The sequence below is a fragment of the Pseudomonas sp. GW823-FHT04A03 genome, assembly GCF_058796615.1.
Genome location: NZ_JBXAIV010000002.1, coordinates 275,720 through 296,904 on the forward strand (window position 1 = coordinate 275,720; position 21,185 = coordinate 296,904).

Consider the following 21,185-nt stretch of genomic DNA (forward strand, 5'->3'; position numbering starts at 1 on the left):
CCTGTTCAGGATTCAGCCGACGGGCCATGCATTCAATCAAGCGACGGGCGCAGGTGGTGGTTTGTCCGGCAACGTAGGCTCGCCGGGCTCGGTCGGTTCTTCGTTGGGGGTATCGGGATCGGGCTGGTGAGGAATTCCGCCAGCCATGGCGATGGGCGGGTGTGCCAACAAGGACCAGGCCAATACGCCAATCTGATTGGGCTCGAGCCTTGCCAGTTCGGCAGTGATTTGCGGATCGATCTTCATGGAGCACTCCTCGGCGAAGGCCCGTCCCGCTGTTCGCGAAACGGGCAGTACACCCCATAGAGTGTCTACCCGCCGAAGAATTCCCGGTAACTGCCGGATGGACGGATCAGGTGCGAGGCAGGGTCACGCCACGCTGGCCCTGGTACTTGCCCGCTCGGTCCTTATAGGAGACTTCGCATTCCTCGTCGGATTCGAGGAACAGCATCTGCGCCACGCCTTCGTTGGCGTAGATTTTCGCCGGCAGGTTGGTGGTGTTCGAGAACTCGAGGGTCACCTGGCCTTCCCACTCGGGCTCGAGCGGGGTGACGTTGACGATGATGCCGCAGCGAGCGTAGGTGCTTTTGCCCAGGCAGATGGTCAGGACGTTGCGTGGAATACGGAAGTATTCAACGGTCGTGGCCAGGGCGAAGGAGTTCGGCGGAATGATGCAGACGTCGCTGTGGACATCGACGAAGCTGCCGGCGTCGAAGTTTTTCGGATCGACGATGGCCGAATTGATGTTAGTGAACACCTTGAAATGATTGGTGCAACGCACATCGTAGCCATAGCTCGACACACCGTAGGAGATCACACGGCTGTCGTCGCTGCCGCGAACCTGGCGCTCGACGAACGGCTCGATCATGCCGTGTTCCTGCGCCATGCGGCGAATCCACTTGTCCGATTTGATGCTCATGGCGGGTGTCCTGAATAGCGAGGTGGAAAAAATCTGTCCGGCATCTTACCGGGCGCGCCGCCGGGTTCAAAGTCCGGGCTGCAATTCTCGCCGAACGTGCAGGAATTACGCGGCCTGGCGACGAACCGTCACACCGCCGATCCTTAAAACAGAGAAACCTTCGCAAGAAGCATTGGCACGTTCCGGAAAAAGGGTTAAGGTGGCGCCACTGTGCTGCTTGTGTCACTGAGAATCTCTACACGATATGTTGAATTTCGATCCAACCATCTACAAGAATTTTTCCTGCTCTTTGCACTCAGTCTCGGCCAGGGTTCTTCCTGAGTCGCAGTTATCTTTGTCCAAGGAGTTACACCATGTCTAATCGCCAAACCGGTACCGTTAAGTGGTTCAACGATGAAAAAGGCTTCGGCTTCATCACTCCACAATCCGGTGACGACCTGTTCGTTCACTTCAAAGCTATCCAATCCGACGGCTTCAAAAGCCTGAAAGAAGGCCAACAGGTTTCTTTCATCGCTACCCGCGGTCAGAAAGGCATGCAAGCTGAAGAAGTACAAGTTATCTAACTTGTAGCTTCTTTAGTAAAAGGCCCCGCCCTCAAAAGCGGGGCTTTTTTGTGGGCGTCTGTTTTTCCGGGCGCAAAAAAAAGATCGCAGCCTGCGAAGGCTGCGATCTTTTTTGTTGTTTACCAGGCGACGCCGAAACCGGCGGTGTAGCGGGTCTTGCTCAGATCCGCGTCCTCGGTGCCGCTGATGATGTCGCGTTCAGCCTTGAGGTTGAGCGACGCCCAGTCGGTGACCTTGTAGCGCAGACCCATTTCCGCATCCAGCGCATAATCGGCCACGCCGGACAGCGGCTTTCCGACTTCGCCACTGGTGAAGAACTCGACCTTCTTGCCGATCAGGTAGCGGTTGTAGTCCCACTTGACGGCGACCGAATAGAAATTGTCCTTGCTGCCATCGCGATACTGGTAGTCGGTACGGTTGAGCAGCGAGCCCAGGGAGAACGCCCCCAGCTCGTCATCCCAGAACTGGTAACCCGGACCGGTACCGACCACGCGCTGGCGCGCCAGCTCTTCGATGTGGTCGCGCTTATAGTTCAAGCGCCCCTGCCAGAACCACTTGTCCGTCAGGAAGCGGTCGAGTGCGTATTCGGCGCGCCAGTTGTCGGTGGTGGTTACGTCGTCCTGCACTTCGCGGTTGTACTCGCCCTCGGCGGTGTGCCGCCAACGGCCGTGGCGAGCGGACGTCTTGAAGCCGATGTCGTAATCGTCGGTGTCCTTTTCCGCACGCTGATAATCCAGTGCCAGGTCGACGTTGCCTTTCCACACCAGATCCTCGACCACCGGTTTGGGCTTGAGAATCTGCTGAATGCTCGCCAGCTCCACAGTTTTTGGCGCTTCGCCATTGGCCAGGGTGACCTTGCCGTCTTCGGCGGCGCTCAGCGACTTGGCCTTCTCGCCGTTGTAGGCATCCTGCTTGACCAGCAACTCCTGATCGCTCTCCAGGGTCTTGACCTGCTTCCAGTCGATGGTCACGGCACCCGCATACTGGGTCTGGACCAGCAACTTGCCACCGTCGAACAGCGTGATTTTGCCGCTCAGCTTGTCACCGTTCTTCAACCAGACGGTGTCGGCAAGCAGGGGGGTGGACGCACTGAAGACAGCAAGGCACAGCAGGGTTCTGGACAACATAAGCGAATCGGGGACTCAAGATTGCGAAAAAGGGGTCGGCATTATCCGTAGGAATAATTCCCTGACAAGGAGTGACCCGGCTATTTCTGTTGAGTTCATTTCTCAATTGCCCATCCACCGATTACGCTTAGAGACATAACGCGATCTAGTTCAGGAACCGCGCACGTGACAGACCCGATGCATGCCTGCGAAAACGATCCGCAAATCCGACGCACGGCACTCTATTCCACCCTCGCCCAAGTGCCTGAGGGCAAAGTCGTCAGCTATGGTCAGTTGGCCGAACTGGCGGGGTTGGGGCGCGCCGCCCGCTGGGTCGGCCGGACCCTGAGTCAATTGCCCGGCGACACCAAGCTGCCCTGGCACCGCGTACTCGGCGCCGGCGGTCGGATCAGCCTGCCGGCGGGCAGCTCGTCAGGGGACGAACAGCGGGCCCGATTGCGCATGGAAGGCATCACCGTCCTGAACAATCGTGTGGATATTCGGCGCCATGGCTGGCGTCCGGTAGAGCACAGCGGTTAGAGTGCGCGCTTTGTTTTCGCAATCTTGAGGCAGACTTCAGCCCATGCCCCGTAAAACCTGGCGCGCCGCGCTCGCCGCCTATGCCAGTCCTTCGACGCTCGTGCTGTTGTTGCTGGGTTTCGCCGCCGGCCTGCCGTACATGCTGGTGTTCTCGACACTTTCGGTCTGGCTGCGTGAAGCCGGTGTGGCCCGCGAGACGATCGGCTACGCCAGCCTGATCGGTCTGGCCTACGCCTTCAAATGGGTCTGGTCGCCCCTGCTCGACCAATGGCGCCTGCCGCTGCTGGGCAAGTTGGGGCGTCGCCGCTCGTGGCTGGTGCTTTCACAGACGCTGGTGATCCTTGGTCTGATCGGCATGGGCTTTTGCGACCCGCAGAAGCACCTGTCCTGGCTGATCGCTATCGCGGTGGTTGTCGCCTTCGCTTCCGCCACCCAGGATATCGCCGTCGACGCCTATCGCCTGGAAATCGCCGAGGACAACCGTCAGGCCGCATTGGCCGCCAGTTACATGTCCGGTTATCGGGTTGCCGCGCTTCTGGCGACCGCCGGTGCACTGTTCTTCGCCGAGGGCTTCGGCTCCACCGGCTTCAACTACCAGCACTCCGCCTGGACCGGCACCTACGTGCTGTTCGGCGCCCTGATGGTCCCCGCCCTGCTCACCACCCTGCTGATGCGCGAGCCGCCGGTGCCGTTGCGCACCCAGTTGCAGGCCGGGCGATATACCTTCATGCATCAGTTGATGTCGGTGTTTGTGCTGATCATTTTGCTGGTGTCTGTGCCGGCGATGTTCACCCAGCTCTACAACACCGATTTCGCCAGCGTACTGTTTGGTGACATGAGCCCGCTGGACCTGCTGCTGGAAGACCGGGCGTTCCTTCGCGCGATTCTCTACACCACCCTGACCTGCCTGTGCCTCTCGACCATGGGTCGTCGCGGTCTGGCGCCGGTGCTGACGCCGGTCAACGACTTCATCCTGCGTTACCGCTGGCAGGCACTGTTGCTGCTCGGTCTGATCGCCACCTATCGGATGTCCGACACGGTGATGGGCGTGATGGCCAACGTGTTCTACATCGATCAGGGCTTCACCAAGGATCAGATCGCCAGCGTCAGCAAGATCTTCGGCCTGATCATGACCCTCGTCGGCGCCGGCATGGGCGGCCTGCTGATCGTGCGTTTCGGCATCCTGCCGATTCTGCTCATCGGCGGCGCTGCATCGGCGGCCACCAACCTGCTGTTCCTGATGCTGGCCGACATGGGCCCGAACCTGCAGATGCTGGTGGTGACGATATCCCTCGACAACTTCAGTTCTGGCCTGGCCACCTCGGCGTTCGTCGCCTACCTGTCGAGCCTGACCAACCTGAAGTTCTCCGCCACCCAGTACGCCCTGCTCAGCTCGATCATGCTCCTGCTGCCACGTCTGATCGGCGGCTACTCCGGGGTGATGGTGGAGAAATTCGGTTACCACAACTTCTTCCTGATCACCGCGCTGCTCGGCGTTCCGACCCTGGTGCTGATCGCCCTGCACTGGTTCCAGGAAAGCCGCCGTGAAGGACCGACGCCGACGCCGGAACCTGCACCGACCTCCGTCGTGGAAGAATCGTAAGACATCTCGCACCCGGCGAGAGGGGTTGCGCCGGGGCTGCACTTCTGTACGTCGGCGGATCTCGCCGTTACACTGCTCCGTCATTTCCAGTCATAGCAACCGACAACGGCCAACCATGCGCACCAGTCAATTTTTGCTCGCCACACAGAAAGAAACGCCTTCCGACGCGGTCGTGATCAGCCACCAGCTGATGCTGCGCGCCGGCATGATCCGCAAACTCGCCTCGGGCCTGTACACCTGGCTGCCGATGGGCTTGCGAGTGATGCGCAAGGTGGAAGCCATCGTTCGCCAAGAAATGGACGCCGCCGGCTCTCTGGAAGTGTTGATGCCGAGCACCCAACCGGCCGAGCTGTGGCAGGAATCGGGGCGCTGGGAAGAATACGGCCCTGAGCTGCTGCGCATCAAAGACCGCCACGGTCGTGATTTCTGCGCGGGCCCGACTCACGAAGAAGTGATCACCGATCTGATGCGCAACGAGTTGAGCAGCTACAAACAGCTGCCGATCAACCTGTACCAGATTCAGACCAAATTCCGTGACGAAATCCGTCCACGCTTCGGCCTGATGCGCGGTCGCGAATTCATCATGAAGGACTCGTACTCCTTCCATGCGGATCAGGCGTCGCTGCAGATCACCTATGACCGCATGCACGAAGCGTACTGCAACATCTTCACCCGCCTGGGCCTGAAGTTCCGTCCGGTGGAAGCCGACAACGGTTCGATCGGCGGCGCCGGCTCCCATGAGTTCCACGTGCTGGCCGAGTCCGGCGAAGACGACATCGTCTTCAGCAACGGTTCCGACTACGCGGCGAACATCGAGAAGGCCGAAGCCGTGCCGCGTGAAACCTCGCGCGCCGCACCAAGCGAAGAGTTGCGCCTGGTCGACACGCCAGACACCAAGACCATCGCGGCCTTGGTGGAGAAATTCAATCTGCCGATTGAAAAGACCATCAAGACCCTGATCGTGCACGCCGAAGAAGAAGGCAAGCTGATTGCGCTGATCATCCGTGGCGACCACGAGCTGAACGAAATCAAGGCTGCCAACCAGCCAGGCGTTGCCAGCCCGCTGGTCATGGCCTCCGATGCCGAACTGCGTGACGCCATCGGCGCCGGCGCCGGTTCCCTCGGCCCGCTGAACCTGCCGCTGCCAATCATCATCGACCGTTCGGTCGAGCTGATGAGCGACTTCGGCATCGGTGCCAACATCGACGACAAGCACTACTTCGGCGTGAACTGGGAGCGTGATCTGCCGGTTCCGACCGTGGCCGACCTGCGCAACGTCGTGGCCGGCGACCCGAGCCCGGACGGCAAGGGCACCCTGGAAATCAAGCGCGGCATCGAAGTCGGGCACATCTTCCAGCTGGGGAACAAGTACAGCAAGGCGATGAAGTGCGAAGTGCTGGGCGAGAACGGCAAGCCGGTAACCCTGGAAATGGGTTGCTACGGCATCGGTGTTTCCCGCGTGGTGGCTGCCGCCATCGAGCAGAACAACGACGAGAACGGCATCATCTGGAGCGACACCCTGGCGCCGTTCCAGATCGCCCTGGTGCCGCTGCGCTATGAAACCGAGCTGGTGCGCGAAGCCACCGACAAGCTGTACGCGGAACTGACCGCGGCCGGCTTCGAAGTGCTGCTGGACGACCGCGACAAGAAAACCAGCCCGGGCATCAAGTTCGCGGACATGGAACTGATCGGCATTCCGCACCGGATCGTGGTCAGCGACCGCGGCCTCGCCGAAGGCAACCTGGAATACAAGAGCCGTACCGAAGGCCAGGCGCAAGCGCTGCCGGTTGCCGACGTGCTGTCCTTCCTTCAGGCCCGTATCCGCCGCTGAAACCAGATAGAGACGTCATGTTCAAGCGAAACACCTTAGGCCTCGGTGGTGCCGCCCTGTGCGGCACCCTGCTGGTCAGCGGCTGTGCCAATCACATGTCACAACGCAGCGAGCACGAGGAACGTGTCGAGCGCAAACTGTTCGATCACAGCCTGCAGATCGATGTCGGCGAGCCCAAGGTGCTTGAGCTGCCGCAACGGCGCGTGAAGATCAACGAACAGAAGACCTTCGAAGTCACCGAGTTCGAGGTCACGCGCCATTACGACCGTTACACGCCTTACCAGCCTTGGCGGGAGATCTACGAGATTCCGCTGGGCGCGGTGGCGGTGGTCGGCGGCGTCGGCGCAAACGTGGTCAACGTGTTTGCCCTCGGCAATCTGCCCGACAGCGTGACACGGGACTGGCTCAGCTACGGTTTCGCCGGGCTCAACCCGTTCATGAACGTGCAATCCAACGGTCGTGCGCAGCAGAACCTGGCCGGCATCGACGAAGTCCAGCGCGACAAGCGCACGGAATATTCGAGCCTGCCGTGGAGCGAGCGGCCGGTTCAGGTCAAGGCTGGCAAGCAGACCTTCGACATGACCACCGATCGCAACGGCGTGCTGCGTCTGAACCTGCTCGACAGCCCGTTCGCCGAAAACGACCTCAATCATGTAGGCAAACTGCAGATCAGCGTCGAAGACAGCAACGATGACGTGCATTCCGACTCGTCCCTGGCGATCAGCACTCACCTGCGCGGCAAGCTGCTGGAAGCTCACGGGCTGATCTACGACGATCTGGAAGACGACGAAGTGAGCCAGTGGGTGCACCGGGTCAAGCGCCTGTCGGAACTGGGTCTGGAAGAAGAAGCCAGTGAACTGGAACAAAGCCTGATCGAACTGACCCGCAACGATCCTGAGTTGCAGGCCGAATTCCTCAAGTCCCTGACCCGGGATGCGGGGCGTCTGGTGGCGGATCCGGGGCCGAACTGAAAACCCCTGAAAAATGCCCGAACCTGTTTCGGGCATTTTTTTGTCCGCTTATCGCTCGAACAACTCCATTTGTTCGAACCCGCCGCGTAAATCCTCCAACCGCACACCCACTCCTAATAGCCGCACCGGCTTGCCACCTCGGTTGAACGCCTGCGTCAGCATCAACTGGTAACTACCCAGATCCCGCCCTGCCCCGGCCTGCTCCAGTGTGGTCTGGGTGAAATCGTGAAACTTCACTTTGACGAACGGCTTGCCCGGCCGGTAGCTGCTGTCGATTCGCGCCATGCGGGTTTTCAGGGTTTCCAGCAGTTCTGGAAGCTTGTCGAGGCAACTGCGCAGATCCGGTAGATCGACGTCGTAGGTGTTTTCCACACTGATCGACTGACGGCGACTGTCGTTGTGCACTAATCGCTCATCGATCCCACGGGCCAGACTCCACAAGCGCTCGCCGAAACTGCCGAATTCCCGCACCAGCGCCAGCTTGTCCCACTCGCGCAATTGCAGACAGTCACTGATGCCGAGCTTGCTCAACTTGTCTGCCGTGACCTTGCCTACCCCGTGCAACTTGCTCACCGGCAGGCCACTGACAAAGTCTTCGACCTGATCCGGGGTGATCACGAACAAGCCGTTGGGCTTTTTCCAGTCGCTGGCGATCTTGGCCAGAAACTTGTTCGGCGCCACGCCGGCGGAGACGGTGATGTGCAACTGGTTGGAAACCCGGCGGCGAATGTCCTGGGCGATCCGCGTGGCGCTGCCGCCGAAATGCGCGCTGTCCGAGACATCGAGGTACGCCTCGTCCAGGGAAAGCGGCTCGATGAGGTCGGTGTAATCGCTGAAGATCGTGTGAATTTCCTTCGACGCCTCGCGATAGGCGTCCATTCGCGGCTTGACGATGGTCAGGTCCGGGCACAGTTTCAAGGCGTGTCCGGAGGACATCGCCGAGCGAACGCCGTAAGCCCGCGCCTCATAGTTGCAGGTGGCGATCACCCCGCGCCTGTCCGCCGAGCCACCCACCGCCAACGGCTTGCCGGCGAGGCTCGGGTCATCCCGCATCTCGATGGCGGCGTAGAAACAGTCACAGTCGACGTGGATGATTTTTCGCTGAGTCATGACAGAAAAGGAAACATGGCGAGCCGGACCGGCAGTATCTCACTGACACCTGTATATAGCACCAGTGGTATGAATGTTCTTTTCAGTTTGTAGGAAACGGACTTTGAATTTATTTTCTCAATCGAAAACCAGCCTCCAATAGAGCTGGAACCCTTGCTGCGCCTGACCTGCAGCCTCTGAAAAGACCGTCCGTCAGCGCTAACCGATTGAAGCTGAAGAGGTTTTATCCAAATTGAAGGTTGACACCCCGGCGTTCCTCTGTAGAATGCCGCCACACAGACGCGGGAGGATGGAGCAGTCTGGTAGCTCGTCGGGCTCATAACCCGAAGGTCGTCGGTTCAAATCCGGCTCCCGCAACCAAACATCAGAAAAGGCCAATCGAAAGATTGGCCTTTTTTGTGCGCGTCTGTTTTTCACGACGATGCACGGCGCTCTGCAAACAGGAATCCGTTTCAATTCCGAAACTTAAGCAGCCACCTGCGACCGTTTGCCGCGATTGCACACTTATTTGACCCTTCTCGGGATTATCGGTTGACACCCCGCCGTTCGCCTGTAGAATGCCGCCACACAGACGCGGGATGGAGCAGTCTGGTAGCTCGTCGGGCTCATAACCCGAAGGTCGTCGGTTCAAATCCGGCTCCCGCAACCAAACATCAAAAAAGGCTACTCGAAAGAGTGGCCTTTTTTGTATCTGTGGAAAAAGTCCTTTCGCAACAATGATCTGTCACTGTGCAGTGAACCGTTCAGGATCTTCAGACCCGCCGAGTTGCGACTATGCTTGAAGTCGCAGGCAAGGCGTCTGCAATCCAGGAGCTGCCCTCGCCGATACCCGGTGAGAGGCGTAGTATTTTGTGATTATTTTTTTCTACAGGGATTGGTAACTTGGCTGGATACCTCCATCCTGTCGCGCACAATCCAAGAGGTGATTGATGCGCGCCAACTCGTCTGATTCACAAGACACCGTCACAGCGAATCCACCGATCAAGCCTGAGCGCCTGCGCCTGCTGGATCGGATCAGCAAATACCGGCAACCGATCGGTCTGGCGGTCACTTTGCTGCTGTTCGCCATCGCGCTGATTGCCTGTCGCCATCTGCTCAGCGAACTCGATCTCGACGCACTGCACGACTCGATTCTCGACGTGCCGAAACCGGCCCTGCTCGGCGCCCTCGGTGCGACGGTCGTCGGCTTCATCATTCTGCTCGGCTACGAATGGTCAGCCAGTCGTTATGCCCGCGTGACGCTGACTCCGAAAACCCTGGCCCTCGGTGGTTTCACCGCGTTTGCCATCGGCAATGCCATTGGCCTGTCGATGCTGTCCGGTGGCTCCGTGCGTTACCGTCTATATGCACGGCATGGACTGGGCGCGTCCGAAGTCGCGCACATGACCCTGTTCGCCAGTTTGTCGCTGGGCTGCGCCCTGCCGCCGCTGGCTGCGCTTGCGACCCTGAGCAACCTGCCCGCTGCGTCGCAGGCACTGGGCTTGTCCGAGACCTTGTTAGGTACGATTGCCGGCGTGGTGCTGCTACTCGGCGCGATCCTGGCCATCGGTATCTATCGCCGTCGCCTGCCGGAACAACCTTATCCGGACAACCTGCTGGTCCGGGCCGGTCGTCGCACCCTGCGCCTGCCGGGTCGCCGTCTGACGTTCCTGCAACTGGTCATCACCGCCCTCGACGTCGCCGCCGCTGCAACCGTCCTTTATCTGTTGCTGCCGGAAGCGCCACCCTTCGGTGCCTTCCTGCTGGTGTATCTGCTGGCGCTGGCCGCCGGTGTACTCAGTCACGTTCCGGGTGGCGTGGGCGTCTTCGAAGCCATTCTGCTCGCGGCGTTCGCCGACAAGCTCGGCGCCGCTCCACTGGCGGCCGCCCTGCTCCTGTATCGCCTGATCTATGTGGTGCTGCCGTTGCTGGTGGCCTGCGTGCTGTTGCTGATCAACGAAGGCCAGCGCCTGTTTCAGTCGCAGACCATGCGTGCGGCTTCCGGTCTGGCAGCACCGATTCTTGCGGTGCTGGTGTTCCTGTCCGGCGTGGTGCTGCTGTTTTCCGGCGCGACGCCAGAGATCGACACCCGACTGGAACACATCGGTTTTCTGATTCCACATCGTCTGGTAGATGCTTCGCACTTTGGCGCCAGCCTGATCGGCGTGCTGTGCCTGATGCTCGCCCAGGGCCTGCGTCGCCGGTTGTCGGCGGCGTGGATGCTGACCACCATTCTGTTGCTGGTGGGCGCCCTGCTCTCGCTACTCAAGGGTTTCGACTGGGAAGAAGCGACCCTGATGACCCTTACCGCCGCGCTGCTGGGGGTGTTCCGTCGCTCGTTCTACCGCCCGAGCCGCCTGACCGAACTGCCGTTCTCGCCGCTGTATCTGGTGGCCAGCCTGTGCGTACTCGGCGCTTCGACCTGGCTTTTGCTGTTCGCTTATCAGGACGTTCCGTACAGCCATCAACTGTGGTGGCAGTTCACCCTCGACGCCGACGCCCCGCGCGGCCTGCGCTCGCTGCTCGGCGCCGCCGTGTTGCTGCTGGTGATCGCCCTGACCTGGCTGCTGCGCACCGCTCGCCCGGTGATCCATCTGCCGACACCCGATGAGCTGGAGCGCGCCTCGAAGATTCTGATGGCCTCCTCGCAACCGGACGGCGGCCTGGCCCTGACCGGCGACAAGGCGCTGCTGTTTCATCCCAACGACGAAGCCTTCCTGATGTACGCCCGTCGCGGCCGCAGTCTGGTGGCCCTGTACGACCCGATCGGCCCCGGCCAGCAACGCGCCGAGATGATCTGGCAGTTCCGCGACCTTTGCGACATCCATCACGCCCGCCCCGTGTTCTATCAGGTGCGCGCCGAGAACCTGCCGTACTACATGGACATCGGCCTGACTGCGATCAAGCTGGGCGAGGAAGCCCGGGTCGATCTGCATCGCTTTGACCTGGAAGCCAAGGGCAAGGAGATGAAGGACCTGCGCTACACCTGGAACCGTGGCACCCGCGACGGCCTGTCGCTGGAAATCCATGAGCCGGGCCAGGCGCCGATGGATGAGCTCAAGGTGATTTCCGATGCCTGGCTGACCGGCAAGAACGTGCGCGAGAAAGGCTTCTCCCTCGGCCGTTTCAGCGATGATTACCTGAAGCATTTCCGCATCGCGGTGATTCGCTTCGAAGGTCGCCCGGTGGCGTTCGCCAACCTGCTCGAGACCTACAGCCATGACCTGGCCAGTCTCGACCTGATGCGCGCGCACCCGGACGCCCCCAAGCTGACCATGGAATTCATGATGGTCGGTCTGATTCAACACTATAAGAGTCACGGATACGCGCGCTTCAGCCTGGGCATGGTGCCGCTGTCGGGGTTGCAACCCCGGCGCGGGGCACCGCTGACCCAACGTCTGGGCTCGATGGTTTTCCGCCGTGGTGAGCAGCTGTACAACTTCCAAGGCTTGCGCCGCTTCAAAGACAAGTTCCAGCCTGACTGGGAACCCCGTTATATGGCCGTGCCCGCCGGACTCGATCCGCTGGTGGCGCTGGCCGACACTGCTGCCCTGATCGCGGGCGGCTTGACTGGATTGGTGAAACGCTGATGATTCAACGCTCCCTGAAGTACATCCTGGTCGCACTGCTGGTGCTGGCCGCGATTGCCGGTGGCGGTTTCTGGTACCTCAAACGCCCGGCACCGGAACCGACCCTCGAACAGCTCACCCCGGCCGATGGCGCCGCCATGACCCGGGTCATCCCCGGTACCAAGCCCAAGGCGCAGGTGCTGGTGGCGGTCAACGACGACCAGAAACTCAGCGACAAGCAACTGAGCACCCTGAGCCGCAGCGCCTCGGCGCAGATCGTTCAGGTAATTCTGCCCAAGGACTGCCTGCTGCAAAGCCGTGCCCTGCAAGCCGGCCTGCGCGAACTGAACGGCCCGGCGACGCTGGTCAGCGGTATCGGCCCTGGCGCCGTGCTGGCGTGGCGCTGGTTGTCCGAGCAGAAGGACGACAAGGCTCAGGCCGTCTCGGTCGACCTGGCCCTGGAAAAACCCGGCTGCACTCACCTGCTGCCAAAATCCGCCGCCCACGGCCACTGGCTGGTGGCGTGGAACGACAACCCGGACGACACCAGCGCCGGTTTCGTGCGCGATCAACCGAACGCCGAAACCAGCATCAGCGACTACGACATCAACCTGCCGCAAGTGCTGAACAACGAACTGCGCAAGATCCTCGTCGGTGGCGACAAGGCCAACGGTGGTCTGCAGATTCCAGTGGTGGAAGTCCCGGCCGGCCAGGCCAAGGACACCGTGACCCTGTTCCTGTCCGGTGACGGCGGCTGGCGCGATCTGGACCGCGATGTGGCCGGTGAAATGGCCAAGATCGGCTACCCGGTCGTCGGCATCGACACCCTGCGCTACTACTGGCAGCACAAAAGCCCGGAACAGAGCGCCCTCGACTTGACCGAACTGATGCAGCACTACCGCCAGAAATGGGGCACCAAGCGCTTCATCCTGACCGGTTACTCGTTCGGCGCCGATGTCCTGCCGGCCATCTACAACCGCCTGCCGGACACCGAGCAGCAACGCGTTGACGCAATCATCCTTCTGGCTTTCGCCCGCACCGGCAGCTTCGAAATCGAAGTCGAAGGCTGGCTCGGCAACGCCGGCAAAGAAGCCGCCACCGGCCCGGAAATGGCCAAGCTGCCACCGGCCAAGGTCGTGTGCATCTACGGTGAAGAAGAAACCGACGAAAGCGGTTGCACCGACAAGACCGCGGTGGGCGAAGCAGTGAAACTGCCAGGCGGTCACCACTTCGACGAGAACTACCCGGCGCTGGCCAAGCGTCTTGTGGATCTGATCGAAAAGCGTCAGAACACGGCGCAGGTGGCGGAAGAGTGATCTGAAGCGCCATACCAAAAAGCCCCCGCAACCTTATGGTTGCGGGGGCTTTTTCATTCCGAGGACTCCCACGGTAAGCACAGGACTCAGTTAGATGTCAGCGCTTCCTGGCCATACCTCGCCCGCATGTCGTCGTGACTGATCGCTTGAGCCGGATCGAAATTACTCAATCGCGCCTCGACTGCCGCTTGAACCCGAAGACTCTCAAGTTCATCCAGCCTTTCTTGCTCCGGTAACTCCGTCATGCAAATCGTCCTCGCGCACCGTAATGACTCCATGAGAAGCAGCCTACCAGCTACCAGAGAGGATGGGCACCTGGAACACGTTTGGACACGGATACAAAAAAGCCCCCGCCAGTCGCAAAACTGACGGGGGCTTTTCAGTTGTTGCGGAACCTACATCTCCACCTGCGTCCCCAACTCAATCACCCTATTCAGCGGCAGATTGAAGAATCGCAGGTTCCCGTTGGCATTCTTCAACATGAACGCAAACAGCGCTTCACGCCAACGCGCCATGCCTTCGAGTTTCGAGGCGATCACCGTTTCGCGGCTGAGGAAGTAGGTGGTGCGCATCGGGCTGAAGTCGAGGTCGTCCAGATGGCACAGCTTCAGCGCCTGCGGCACGTCCGGCTCGTCAGTGAAGCCGAAGTGCAGGATCACCCGGAAGAAGCCTTCGCCATGGGCTTCGACTTCGAAGCGTCGGGATGGCGGAACGCGTGGGATGTCTTCGTAGACCACCGTCAGCAACACCACTTGCTCATGCAGAACCTGGTTGTGCAGCAGGTTGTGCAACAGCGCATGCGGCACCGCGTCGGAGCGGGCGGTGAGGAACACGGCGGTGCCCTGCACGCGGTGCGGCGGCTGGACGCGGATACTGCTGATGAAGATCGGCAGGGGCAGCGCGCCTTCGTCGAGGCGCTCGACCAGCAACTGCTTGCCGCGTTTCCAGGTAGTCATCAGCACGAACAGCGCGATACCGGCGATCACCGGGAAGGCACCGCCCTGCACGATCTTCGGCACGTTGGCGGCGAAGTACAGGCCGTCCACCAGCAGGAAGCCGAGCAGCACCGGCACCGCCAGAATCGGTGGCCATTTCCACAGCAGCAGCATGACCGCGGACACCAGAATCGTGGTCATCAGCATCGTGCCGGTCACCGCCACACCGTAGGCCGAAGCCAGCGCGCCGGAGGATTCGAAGCCGATCACCAGCAACACGACGCCGACCATCAGCGACCAGTTCACGGCCCCGATGTAGATCTGGCCCTGCTCGTCGCTGGAGGTGTGCTGGATGTACATGCGCGGGATGTAACCGAGCTGGATCGCCTGACGGGTCAGGGAGAACGCACCGGAAATCACCGCCTGGGAGGCGATCACCGTGGCCAGGGTCGACAGACCGACCAGCGGAATCAGCGCCCAGCTCGGGGCCAGCAGGTAGAACGGGTTGCGCGCCGCTTCCGGGTTGTCCAGCAGCAAGGCGCCCTGACCGAAGTAGTTGAGCACCAGCGCCGGCAGCACCAGCAGGAACCATGCACGGGCAATCGGCTTGCGTCCGAAGTGGCCCATGTCGGCGTACAGCGCTTCGGCACCGGTCAGCGCCAGCACCACGGCACCGAGGATCGCCACGCCCATGCCCGGATGAACGGTAAAGAACCGCACCGCCCACGCCGGATTCATCGCATGCAGCACTTCCGGGGTATGGCTGATGCCGTACACGCCGAGGGCGCCGAGGACCAGGAACCAGGTGACCATGATCGGCCCGAACAGGATGCCGATCCGCGCCGTACCGTGTTTCTGGATCAGAAACAGCCCGACCAGCACCACCAGCGACAGCGGCACCACCCAGTGGTCGATGCCGTCAAAGGCCAGGCCCAAACCTTCGATGGCCGAGAGCACCGAAATCGCCGGAGTGATCATGCTGTCGCCATAGAACAGCGCCGCACCGATCAGTCCGCAGACCACCAGCAACGTACGCAACCGCTTGCGCCCCGCCGCTGCCCGACGGGCCAGCGCGGTGAGCGCCATGATCCCGCCTTCGCCCTGGTTGTCGGCGCGCAGGACGAACATCATGTACTTGATTGAAACGACCCAGATCAGCGACCAGAAAATCAGCGACAGAATGCCGAGCACTCCGTCGTGATTGACGGGCACACCGTAAGCGCCGGAAAACACTTCTTTGAGGGTGTACAACGGGCTCGTGCCGATGTCGCCGTAAACTACCCCGACCGCCGCGACCAGCATGCTCAGCGGCTTGGTGGCCGAACCTTCGGCGCCCGCCGCGTGACTACTTGCCTGACCCATCCAACACTCCTGATTCCCAGACCGGCTTCTTATATGAAGCACTATGCTTTGTGTGCAGCATGCGCGTTTTTACGCCCTGTAACAGACGTTTTCTTGACTGTAAAAATTCAGTAAAGCGCAACGGCGCGAAGCATAGCGCAGCACTCGTCGTATTTCCCTGCATAAAGCTGGTCAAGTGCGCTGCTCGTCGCTAGAATTGCGCACTTTTTGATCAGAGGCGCACTTCAAGCGCCCGTCCGTCGGCTTCTGCCATCAGGCAAGCGACGTCACAAAACACCGAGGTTAGACATGTCCACCACTCCTGCGCCGGCCAATCCAAAGGTTGGCTTCGTTTCTCTGGGTTGCCCGAAAGCACTGGTCGACTCCGAGCGCATCCTGACCCAGCTGCGCATGGAAGGCTATGACGTGGTGTCCACCTATCAGGACGCCGACGTGGTCGTGGTCAACACCTGCGGCTTCATCGACTCGGCCAAGGCCGAATCGCTGGAAGTCATCGGCGAAGCGATCAAGGAAAACGGCAAGGTCATCGTGACCGGCTGCATGGGCGTGGAAGAAGGCAACATCCGTGACGTGCACCCGAGCGTGCTGGCCGTCACCGGTCCGCAGCAGTACGAGCAAGTGGTCAACGCCGTGCACGAAGTCGTGCCGCCGAAGCAGGATCACAACCCGCTGATCGACCTGGTGCCGCCGCAAGGCATCAAGCTGACCCCGCGCCACTACGCGTACCTGAAGATTTCCGAAGGCTGCAACCACAGCTGCAGCTTCTGCATCATCCCGTCGATGCGCGGCAAACTGGTCAGCCGTCCGGTTGGCGACGTGCTCGACGAAGCCCAGCGTCTGGTCAAGTCCGGCGTGAAGGAACTGCTGGTGATTTCCCAGGACACCAGCGCCTATGGCGTTGACGTCAAATACCGCACCGGTTTCTGGAACGGCGCGCCGGTGAAAACCCGTATGACCGAACTGTGCGAAGCGCTGAGCACCCTCGGCGTCTGGGTCCGTCTGCACTACGTTTACCCGTACCCGCACGTCGACGAGCTGATCCCGCTGATGGCCGCCGGCAAGATCCTGCCGTACCTGGACATCCCGTTCCAGCACGCCAGCCCGAAAGTCCTGAAGTCGATGAAACGCCCGGCATTCGAAGACAAGACCCTGGCGCGGATCAAGAACTGGCGCGAAATCTGCCCGGACCTGATCATCCGTTCGACCTTCATCGTCGGCTTCCCCGGCGAAACCGAAGAAGACTTCCAGTACCTGCTGGACTGGCTGACCGAAGCCCAGCTCGACCGCGTCGGCTGCTTCCAGTACTCGCCGGTCGAAGGTGCACCGGCCAATGACCTGAACCTCGACATCGTTCCGGACGACGTCAAGCAGGATCGCTGGGAGCGTTTCATGGCGCACCAGCAGGCCATCAGCTCGGCGCGCCTGCAAATGCGCATCGGCCGTGAAATCGAAGTGCTGGTGGACGAAGTCGACGAGCAAGGCGCGGTCGGCCGCTGCTTCTTCGATGCCCCGGAAATCGACGGCAACGTGTTCATCGACAACGGCAGCAACCTCAAGCCGGGCGATAAGGTCTGGTGCAAGGTGACCGACGCCGACGAATACGACCTCTGGGCCGAACAGATCTAAGCGCGAAAAATACAGAAAGCCCCGCTCTCTTTTACGAGATGCGGGGCTTTTTTACGGCTATCGTTTGGGGTGGGAAGGACTCCCTCATCCATGACAAAGAGGCTATCGGGCATGCGTCACCACTCGGTCATCCACACGCCGAAACTCAGCGATTATCAGGAACTGACCCGGGTCTGGGAGGCCTCGGTCCGCGCGACTCATGATTTCCTGCCGGAATCCTACATCGAGCTGTTGAAGAATCTGGTGCTGACCCGTTACCTCGATGCGGTGATGCTGATCTGTACCCGGGACAGCCATCAGCGCATCACCGGGTTTGCCGGGGTCGCGGCGGGCAAGATCGAAATGCTGTTCATCGACCCGGCCCATCGTGGCCAGGGCCTTGGCAAGAAACTGCTGAAGTACGCGATGGAACACCTGAACGCCGACGAACTGGACGTCAACGAACAGAACCCGCAGGCCCTGGGGTTTTACTTCAAGCAAGGGTTCGAGGTGATCGGCCGCTCGGAAGTCGATGGCATGGGCCAGCCGTATCCGCTGTTGCACATGCGTCTGAAACAACCGGAGCAGCGTGCGGTACGCGGCTAAAAGCCACACGGCGCAAATGCAATCGGGCTTAACCGGCCCCAGGCAGGTACAATGCCCACCCCTTTTTTGTTACGGCCCCTGTCATGACTGACCCGATTCGCCTCTCCAAACGCCTCATCGAGCTGGTCGGTTGCTCCCGCCGGGAGGCCGAGCTGTTCATCGAGGGCGGCTGGGTCACCGTGGACGGCGAAGTCATCGACGAGCCGCAATTCAAGGTCGGCGACCAGAAAGTCGAGCTCGACAAGGACGCCAAGGCCACCGCGCCGGAGCCGGTGACCATCCTGCTCAACGTGCCGGCGGGCATGGATGTCGACAGCGCCATGCAGTCGCTGAACGCCGAAACCCTCAGCGAAGAACACCGCTACGGCAAGCGTCCGCTGCGCGGGCACTTCCTGCGCCTGACCGCCAGCGCCGACCTGCAACCCAAGGCCAGCGGCCTGCTGGTGTTCACCCAGGACTGGAAGGTGTTGCGCAAGCTCACCGCCGACGCGGCCAAGATCGAGCAGGAATACGTGGTCGAAGTCGAAGGCGACATGGTTGCCCACGGCCTCAACCGTCTGCAGCACGGCCTCACCCACAAGGGCAAGGAGCTGCCGCCGGTCAAGGCCAGCTGGCAGAACGAGAACCGTCTGCGCTTCGCCATGAAAAACCCGCAGCCGGGGATCATCGCCCAGTTCTGCGAAGCGGTCGGCCTGAAGGTGATCGGCATTCGCCGCATCCGCATCGGCGGCGTGTCCATCGGCAAGGTGCCGGTCGGCCAGTGGCGCTACCTGTCCGGCAAAGAGAAATTCTAAGGCTCGCAAGCCACCCTACATTTCCGGCATCGCGCCCGCGCGATGCCCACAGCGAACAATCAGGATTGCACACATGGTTCACAACGACGTTCTGCGCAGCGTGCGCTACATGCTCGACATCAGCGACAAGAAAGTGGTCGAGATCATCAAACTCGGCGGCCTGGACGTCACGCTTGCTGATGTCGTGACGTACCTCGACAAGAAGGAAGAAGACGAAGAAGGTTTCGTGCGCTGCCCGGACGAAGTCATCGCGCACTTCCTCGACGGTCTGGTGATCTTCAAGCGCGGCAAAGACGAAAGCCGTCCGCCGCTGCCGATCGAACTCCCGGTGACCAACAACATCATCCTGAAAAAGCTGCGCGTGGCCTTCGAACTGAAGGAAGACGACATGCACGCGATCCTCAAGGCTGCCGAGTTCCCGGTCTCCAAGCCTGAGCTGAGCGCATTGTTCCGCAAGGTCGGCCACACCAACTACCGTCCGTGCGGTGATCAGTTGCTGCGCAATTTCCTCAAGGGCCTGACCCTTCGCGTTCGCGGTTGATCCACTTGAACACGGCGACTTCGGTCGCCGTTTTCATGCATGCCCCTCCATTCCTTCCAAAAATAGTGGCTCCGCTTTTCGCGGCCGGCGTCTAGGGTGTACTGAACCCTAGCCCTCAGGATTCGCCATGCACCCGTATTTCTCCCTGCAAGGCCGCACCGCCCTGGTGACCGGCGGCACCCGTGGTATCGGCAAAATGATCGCCAAGGCCTTTGTCGAGGCCGGCGCCCGCGTGTACGTCTGTTCCCGCGACGCTGAAGCCTGTCATCAAACCGCTGAAGAACTCAGTGCTCTGGGCACGTGTCATGGCGTGGCGGCGAATCTGGCGACGGAAGAAGGCGTAAAAGAGCTGGCCGCGCGACTGGGCGAGCAGATCACTCATCTGGACATTCTGGTGAACAACGCCGGCACCACCTGGGGCGCGCCGCTGGAGAGCTACCCGGTCAAGGGCTGGGAGAAAGTCATGCAGCTCAACGTGACTTCGGTGTTCAGTTGCATCCAGCAGTTTCTGCCGTTGCTGCGCCAATCCGGGTCAGCGGCCAATCCGGCGCGGATCATCAACATCGGCTCGGTGGCGGGGATTTCCTCCTTCGGTGAACAGGCCTACGCCTACGGGCCAAGCAAGGCGGCTCTGCATCAGCTGTCGCGGATTCTCGCCCGGGAACTGGTGAGCCAGCACATCAACGTCAATGTCATCGCGCCGGGGCGTTTCCCGAGCAAGATGACCCAGCACATCGGCAGCGACCAGCAGGCGCTGGCCGAAGACACTGCGCTGATCCCCATGAAACGCTGGGGCCGCGAGGAGGAGATGGCAGCGCTGGCGATCAGCCTGGCGAGTACCGCCGGGGCGTACATGACCGGGAATATCATTCCGCTGGATGGCGGGTTCAGTCTTTAGGTCGGCGACGTGGCCTTCGCGAGCAAGCTCGCTCCCACATTTGGAATGCGTTTCCCTGTGGGAGCGAGCTTGCTCGCGAAGAGGCCAGGCCTGACACCACCAGTCTTGAAGCCTGCCGGGTTATCATGCCCGCCCTGCTCCGCTTCGAATGCACACCATGACTTACAGCGTTTCCCCCATCGGCTTCGTCCGCTCCTGCTTCAAGGAGAAGTTCGCCATCCCGCGCCAGCCGCAACTGGCTCCCGCCGCCCGTGGTGTGCTGGAACTGGTGGCGCCGTTCGATCAGGGCGACGCGGTGCAAGGATTGGAGCAGGTCAGCCATGTCTGGCTGCTGTTCCTGTTCCATCAGGCGCTGGAAGACAAACCGCGCCTCAAAGTCCGACCTCCGCGCCTCGGAGGCAACAAGTCCATGGGCGTGTTCGCCACCCGCGCCACGCACCGGCCGAACGGCATCGGCCAGTCAGTGGTGAAGCTGGACAAGGTCGAGGGCAATCGCCTGTTCATCTCCGGCATCGACCTGCTGGACGGCACGCCGATTCTCGACATCAAACCCTACGTGCCGTACGCCGACATCATTGCTGACGCCTCCAACAGCATCGCCAGTGCCGCGCCACAACTGATCGACGTGCAATGGGCGGACGCGGCGTTGCAACAGGCGCACACGCACGCTCAGCGCCTGGCCGAGCCGCTGGTCGAGCTGATAGAGCAGTGCCTGGCTCAGGATCCGCGTCCGGCGTATCAGACGCCCGCGCCAGAGCGCGAATACGGCGCGCAGTTCTGGGATCTGGATGTGCGCTGGCATTACCCGACGCAAGAACAAATCCGCGTCCTGGAAGTCATCCCCGCCGCTGACTGAATCGCGAAAACGAAAAAGCCCGCGCTGCCTTCTCAGGCAACGCGGGCTTCTTTGTGTGGGAGCGAGCTTGCTCGCGAAGGC

Annotated in this window: 18 protein-coding genes and 2 tRNA genes; 15 read left to right on the forward strand and 5 right to left on the reverse strand. The window is 61.1% G+C overall.

The features are described from left to right. Positions 1–36 precede the first annotated feature (36 nt). Positions 37–246 carry a hypothetical protein gene (locus tag AC1Q9F_RS07165; RefSeq protein ID WP_085605329.1) on the reverse strand — a complete coding sequence of 70 codons (210 nt, stop codon included), beginning with the start codon at positions 244–246 and terminating at the stop codon, positions 37–39. 106 nt (positions 247–352) lie between these two features. Further along, the gene (gene dcd, locus AC1Q9F_RS07170; RefSeq protein WP_007954988.1) at positions 353–919 is read right to left on the reverse strand and encodes a dCTP deaminase; all 567 of its coding nucleotides are present in this window, start codon (positions 917–919) and stop codon (positions 353–355) included. A gap of 353 nt (positions 920–1,272) precedes the next feature. On the opposite strand from dcd, the gene AC1Q9F_RS07175 reads away from it, so the two are divergent. Then, positions 1,273–1,482, forward strand: a complete 210-nt coding sequence (locus AC1Q9F_RS07175) for a cold-shock protein (protein WP_002554837.1) — start codon at positions 1,273–1,275, stop codon at positions 1,480–1,482. Positions 1,483–1,601: 119 nt separating this feature from the next. Here the strand turns inward: AC1Q9F_RS07175 and AC1Q9F_RS07180 are convergent, their stop codons facing one another. Beyond that, complete coding sequence (locus tag AC1Q9F_RS07180; RefSeq protein WP_492619667.1) at positions 1,602–2,609, reverse strand: DUF481 domain-containing protein; 1,008 nt, start codon at positions 2,607–2,609, stop codon at positions 1,602–1,604. 177 nt (positions 2,610–2,786) lie between these two features. Between AC1Q9F_RS07180 and AC1Q9F_RS07185 the strand changes: the two genes are divergently transcribed. The 4 genes from AC1Q9F_RS07185 (at position 2,787) to AC1Q9F_RS07200 (ending at position 7,533) form a co-directional block, all read left to right on the forward strand. Next, positions 2,787–3,128, forward strand: a complete 342-nt coding sequence (locus AC1Q9F_RS07185; RefSeq protein WP_492619791.1) for an MGMT family protein — start codon at positions 2,787–2,789, stop codon at positions 3,126–3,128. A 43-nt stretch (positions 3,129–3,171) separates the two neighbouring features. After that, positions 3,172–4,731, forward strand: coding sequence for an AmpG family muropeptide MFS transporter (locus AC1Q9F_RS07190; RefSeq protein ID WP_492619666.1), 1,560 nt, complete (start codon positions 3,172–3,174; stop codon positions 4,729–4,731). A gap of 115 nt (positions 4,732–4,846) precedes the next feature. Further along, a complete protein-coding gene (locus AC1Q9F_RS07195) occupies positions 4,847–6,562 on the forward strand; it encodes a proline--tRNA ligase (protein ID WP_207985215.1) in 1,716 nt (571 codons plus the stop codon). Positions 6,563–6,579: 17 nt separating this feature from the next. Beyond that, a complete protein-coding gene (locus AC1Q9F_RS07200; protein WP_492619665.1) occupies positions 6,580–7,533 on the forward strand; it encodes a hypothetical protein in 954 nt (317 codons plus the stop codon). 48 nt (positions 7,534–7,581) lie between these two features. On the opposite strand, the gene dinB is transcribed toward AC1Q9F_RS07200, so the two are convergent. Next, positions 7,582–8,643: a DNA polymerase IV gene (gene dinB / locus AC1Q9F_RS07205; protein ID WP_207985213.1), complete on the reverse strand. Its 1,062-nt coding sequence runs from the start codon at positions 8,641–8,643 to the stop codon at positions 7,582–7,584. A gap of 280 nt (positions 8,644–8,923) precedes the next feature. On the opposite strand from dinB, the gene AC1Q9F_RS07210 reads away from it, so the two are divergent. From AC1Q9F_RS07210 to AC1Q9F_RS07225, 4 genes are all read left to right on the forward strand, one after another. Beyond that, positions 8,924–9,003: transfer RNA gene (locus AC1Q9F_RS07210), tRNA-Met, on the forward strand. A 212-nt stretch (positions 9,004–9,215) separates the two neighbouring features. Then, positions 9,216–9,292: transfer RNA gene (locus tag AC1Q9F_RS07215), tRNA-Met, on the forward strand. A gap of 280 nt (positions 9,293–9,572) precedes the next feature. After that, a complete protein-coding gene (gene mprF / locus AC1Q9F_RS07220; protein ID WP_492619664.1) occupies positions 9,573–12,212 on the forward strand; it encodes a bifunctional lysylphosphatidylglycerol flippase/synthetase MprF in 2,640 nt (879 codons plus the stop codon). After that, positions 12,212–13,507 (forward strand): virulence factor family protein, encoded by a 1,296-nt coding sequence (locus AC1Q9F_RS07225; protein ID WP_492619663.1) that lies wholly within the window; start codon positions 12,212–12,214, stop codon positions 13,505–13,507. Before mprF ends, AC1Q9F_RS07225 begins: the two co-directional genes overlap by 1 nt. A 395-nt stretch (positions 13,508–13,902) precedes the next feature. Here AC1Q9F_RS07225 and AC1Q9F_RS07230 read toward each other — a convergent pair whose 3' ends face one another. Beyond that, positions 13,903–15,744: a potassium transporter Kup gene (locus AC1Q9F_RS07230; RefSeq protein ID WP_430736788.1), complete on the reverse strand. Its 1,842-nt coding sequence runs from the start codon at positions 15,742–15,744 to the stop codon at positions 13,903–13,905. Positions 15,745–16,092: 348 nt separating this feature from the next. Between AC1Q9F_RS07230 and rimO the strand changes: the two genes are divergently transcribed. The 6 genes from rimO (at position 16,093) to tsaA (ending at position 21,104) form a co-directional block, all read left to right on the forward strand. After that, entirely contained in the window at positions 16,093–17,430 is a 1,338-nt protein-coding gene (gene rimO, locus AC1Q9F_RS07235) for a 30S ribosomal protein S12 methylthiotransferase RimO (protein WP_007954955.1), read from the forward strand. A 111-nt stretch (positions 17,431–17,541) separates the two neighbouring features. Continuing rightward, positions 17,542–18,015: a GNAT family N-acetyltransferase gene (locus AC1Q9F_RS07240; RefSeq protein ID WP_041475157.1), complete on the forward strand. Its 474-nt coding sequence runs from the start codon at positions 17,542–17,544 to the stop codon at positions 18,013–18,015. Between the two features lie 83 nt (positions 18,016–18,098). After that, complete coding sequence (locus AC1Q9F_RS07245) at positions 18,099–18,809, forward strand: rRNA pseudouridine synthase (RefSeq protein ID WP_011332751.1); 711 nt, start codon at positions 18,099–18,101, stop codon at positions 18,807–18,809. Between the two features lie 73 nt (positions 18,810–18,882). Further along, on the forward strand, positions 18,883–19,350 hold the full coding sequence (locus tag AC1Q9F_RS07250; RefSeq protein ID WP_007954948.1) for a YehS family protein: 468 nt from the start codon (positions 18,883–18,885) through the stop codon (positions 19,348–19,350). A gap of 127 nt (positions 19,351–19,477) precedes the next feature. Beyond that, entirely contained in the window at positions 19,478–20,248 is a 771-nt protein-coding gene (locus AC1Q9F_RS07255) for an SDR family oxidoreductase (protein WP_007954945.1), read from the forward strand. 157 nt (positions 20,249–20,405) lie between these two features. Continuing rightward, positions 20,406–21,104: a tRNA (N6-threonylcarbamoyladenosine(37)-N6)-methyltransferase TrmO gene (gene tsaA, locus AC1Q9F_RS07260; protein WP_492619662.1), complete on the forward strand. Its 699-nt coding sequence runs from the start codon at positions 20,406–20,408 to the stop codon at positions 21,102–21,104. Positions 21,105–21,185: the final 81 nt, after the last annotated feature.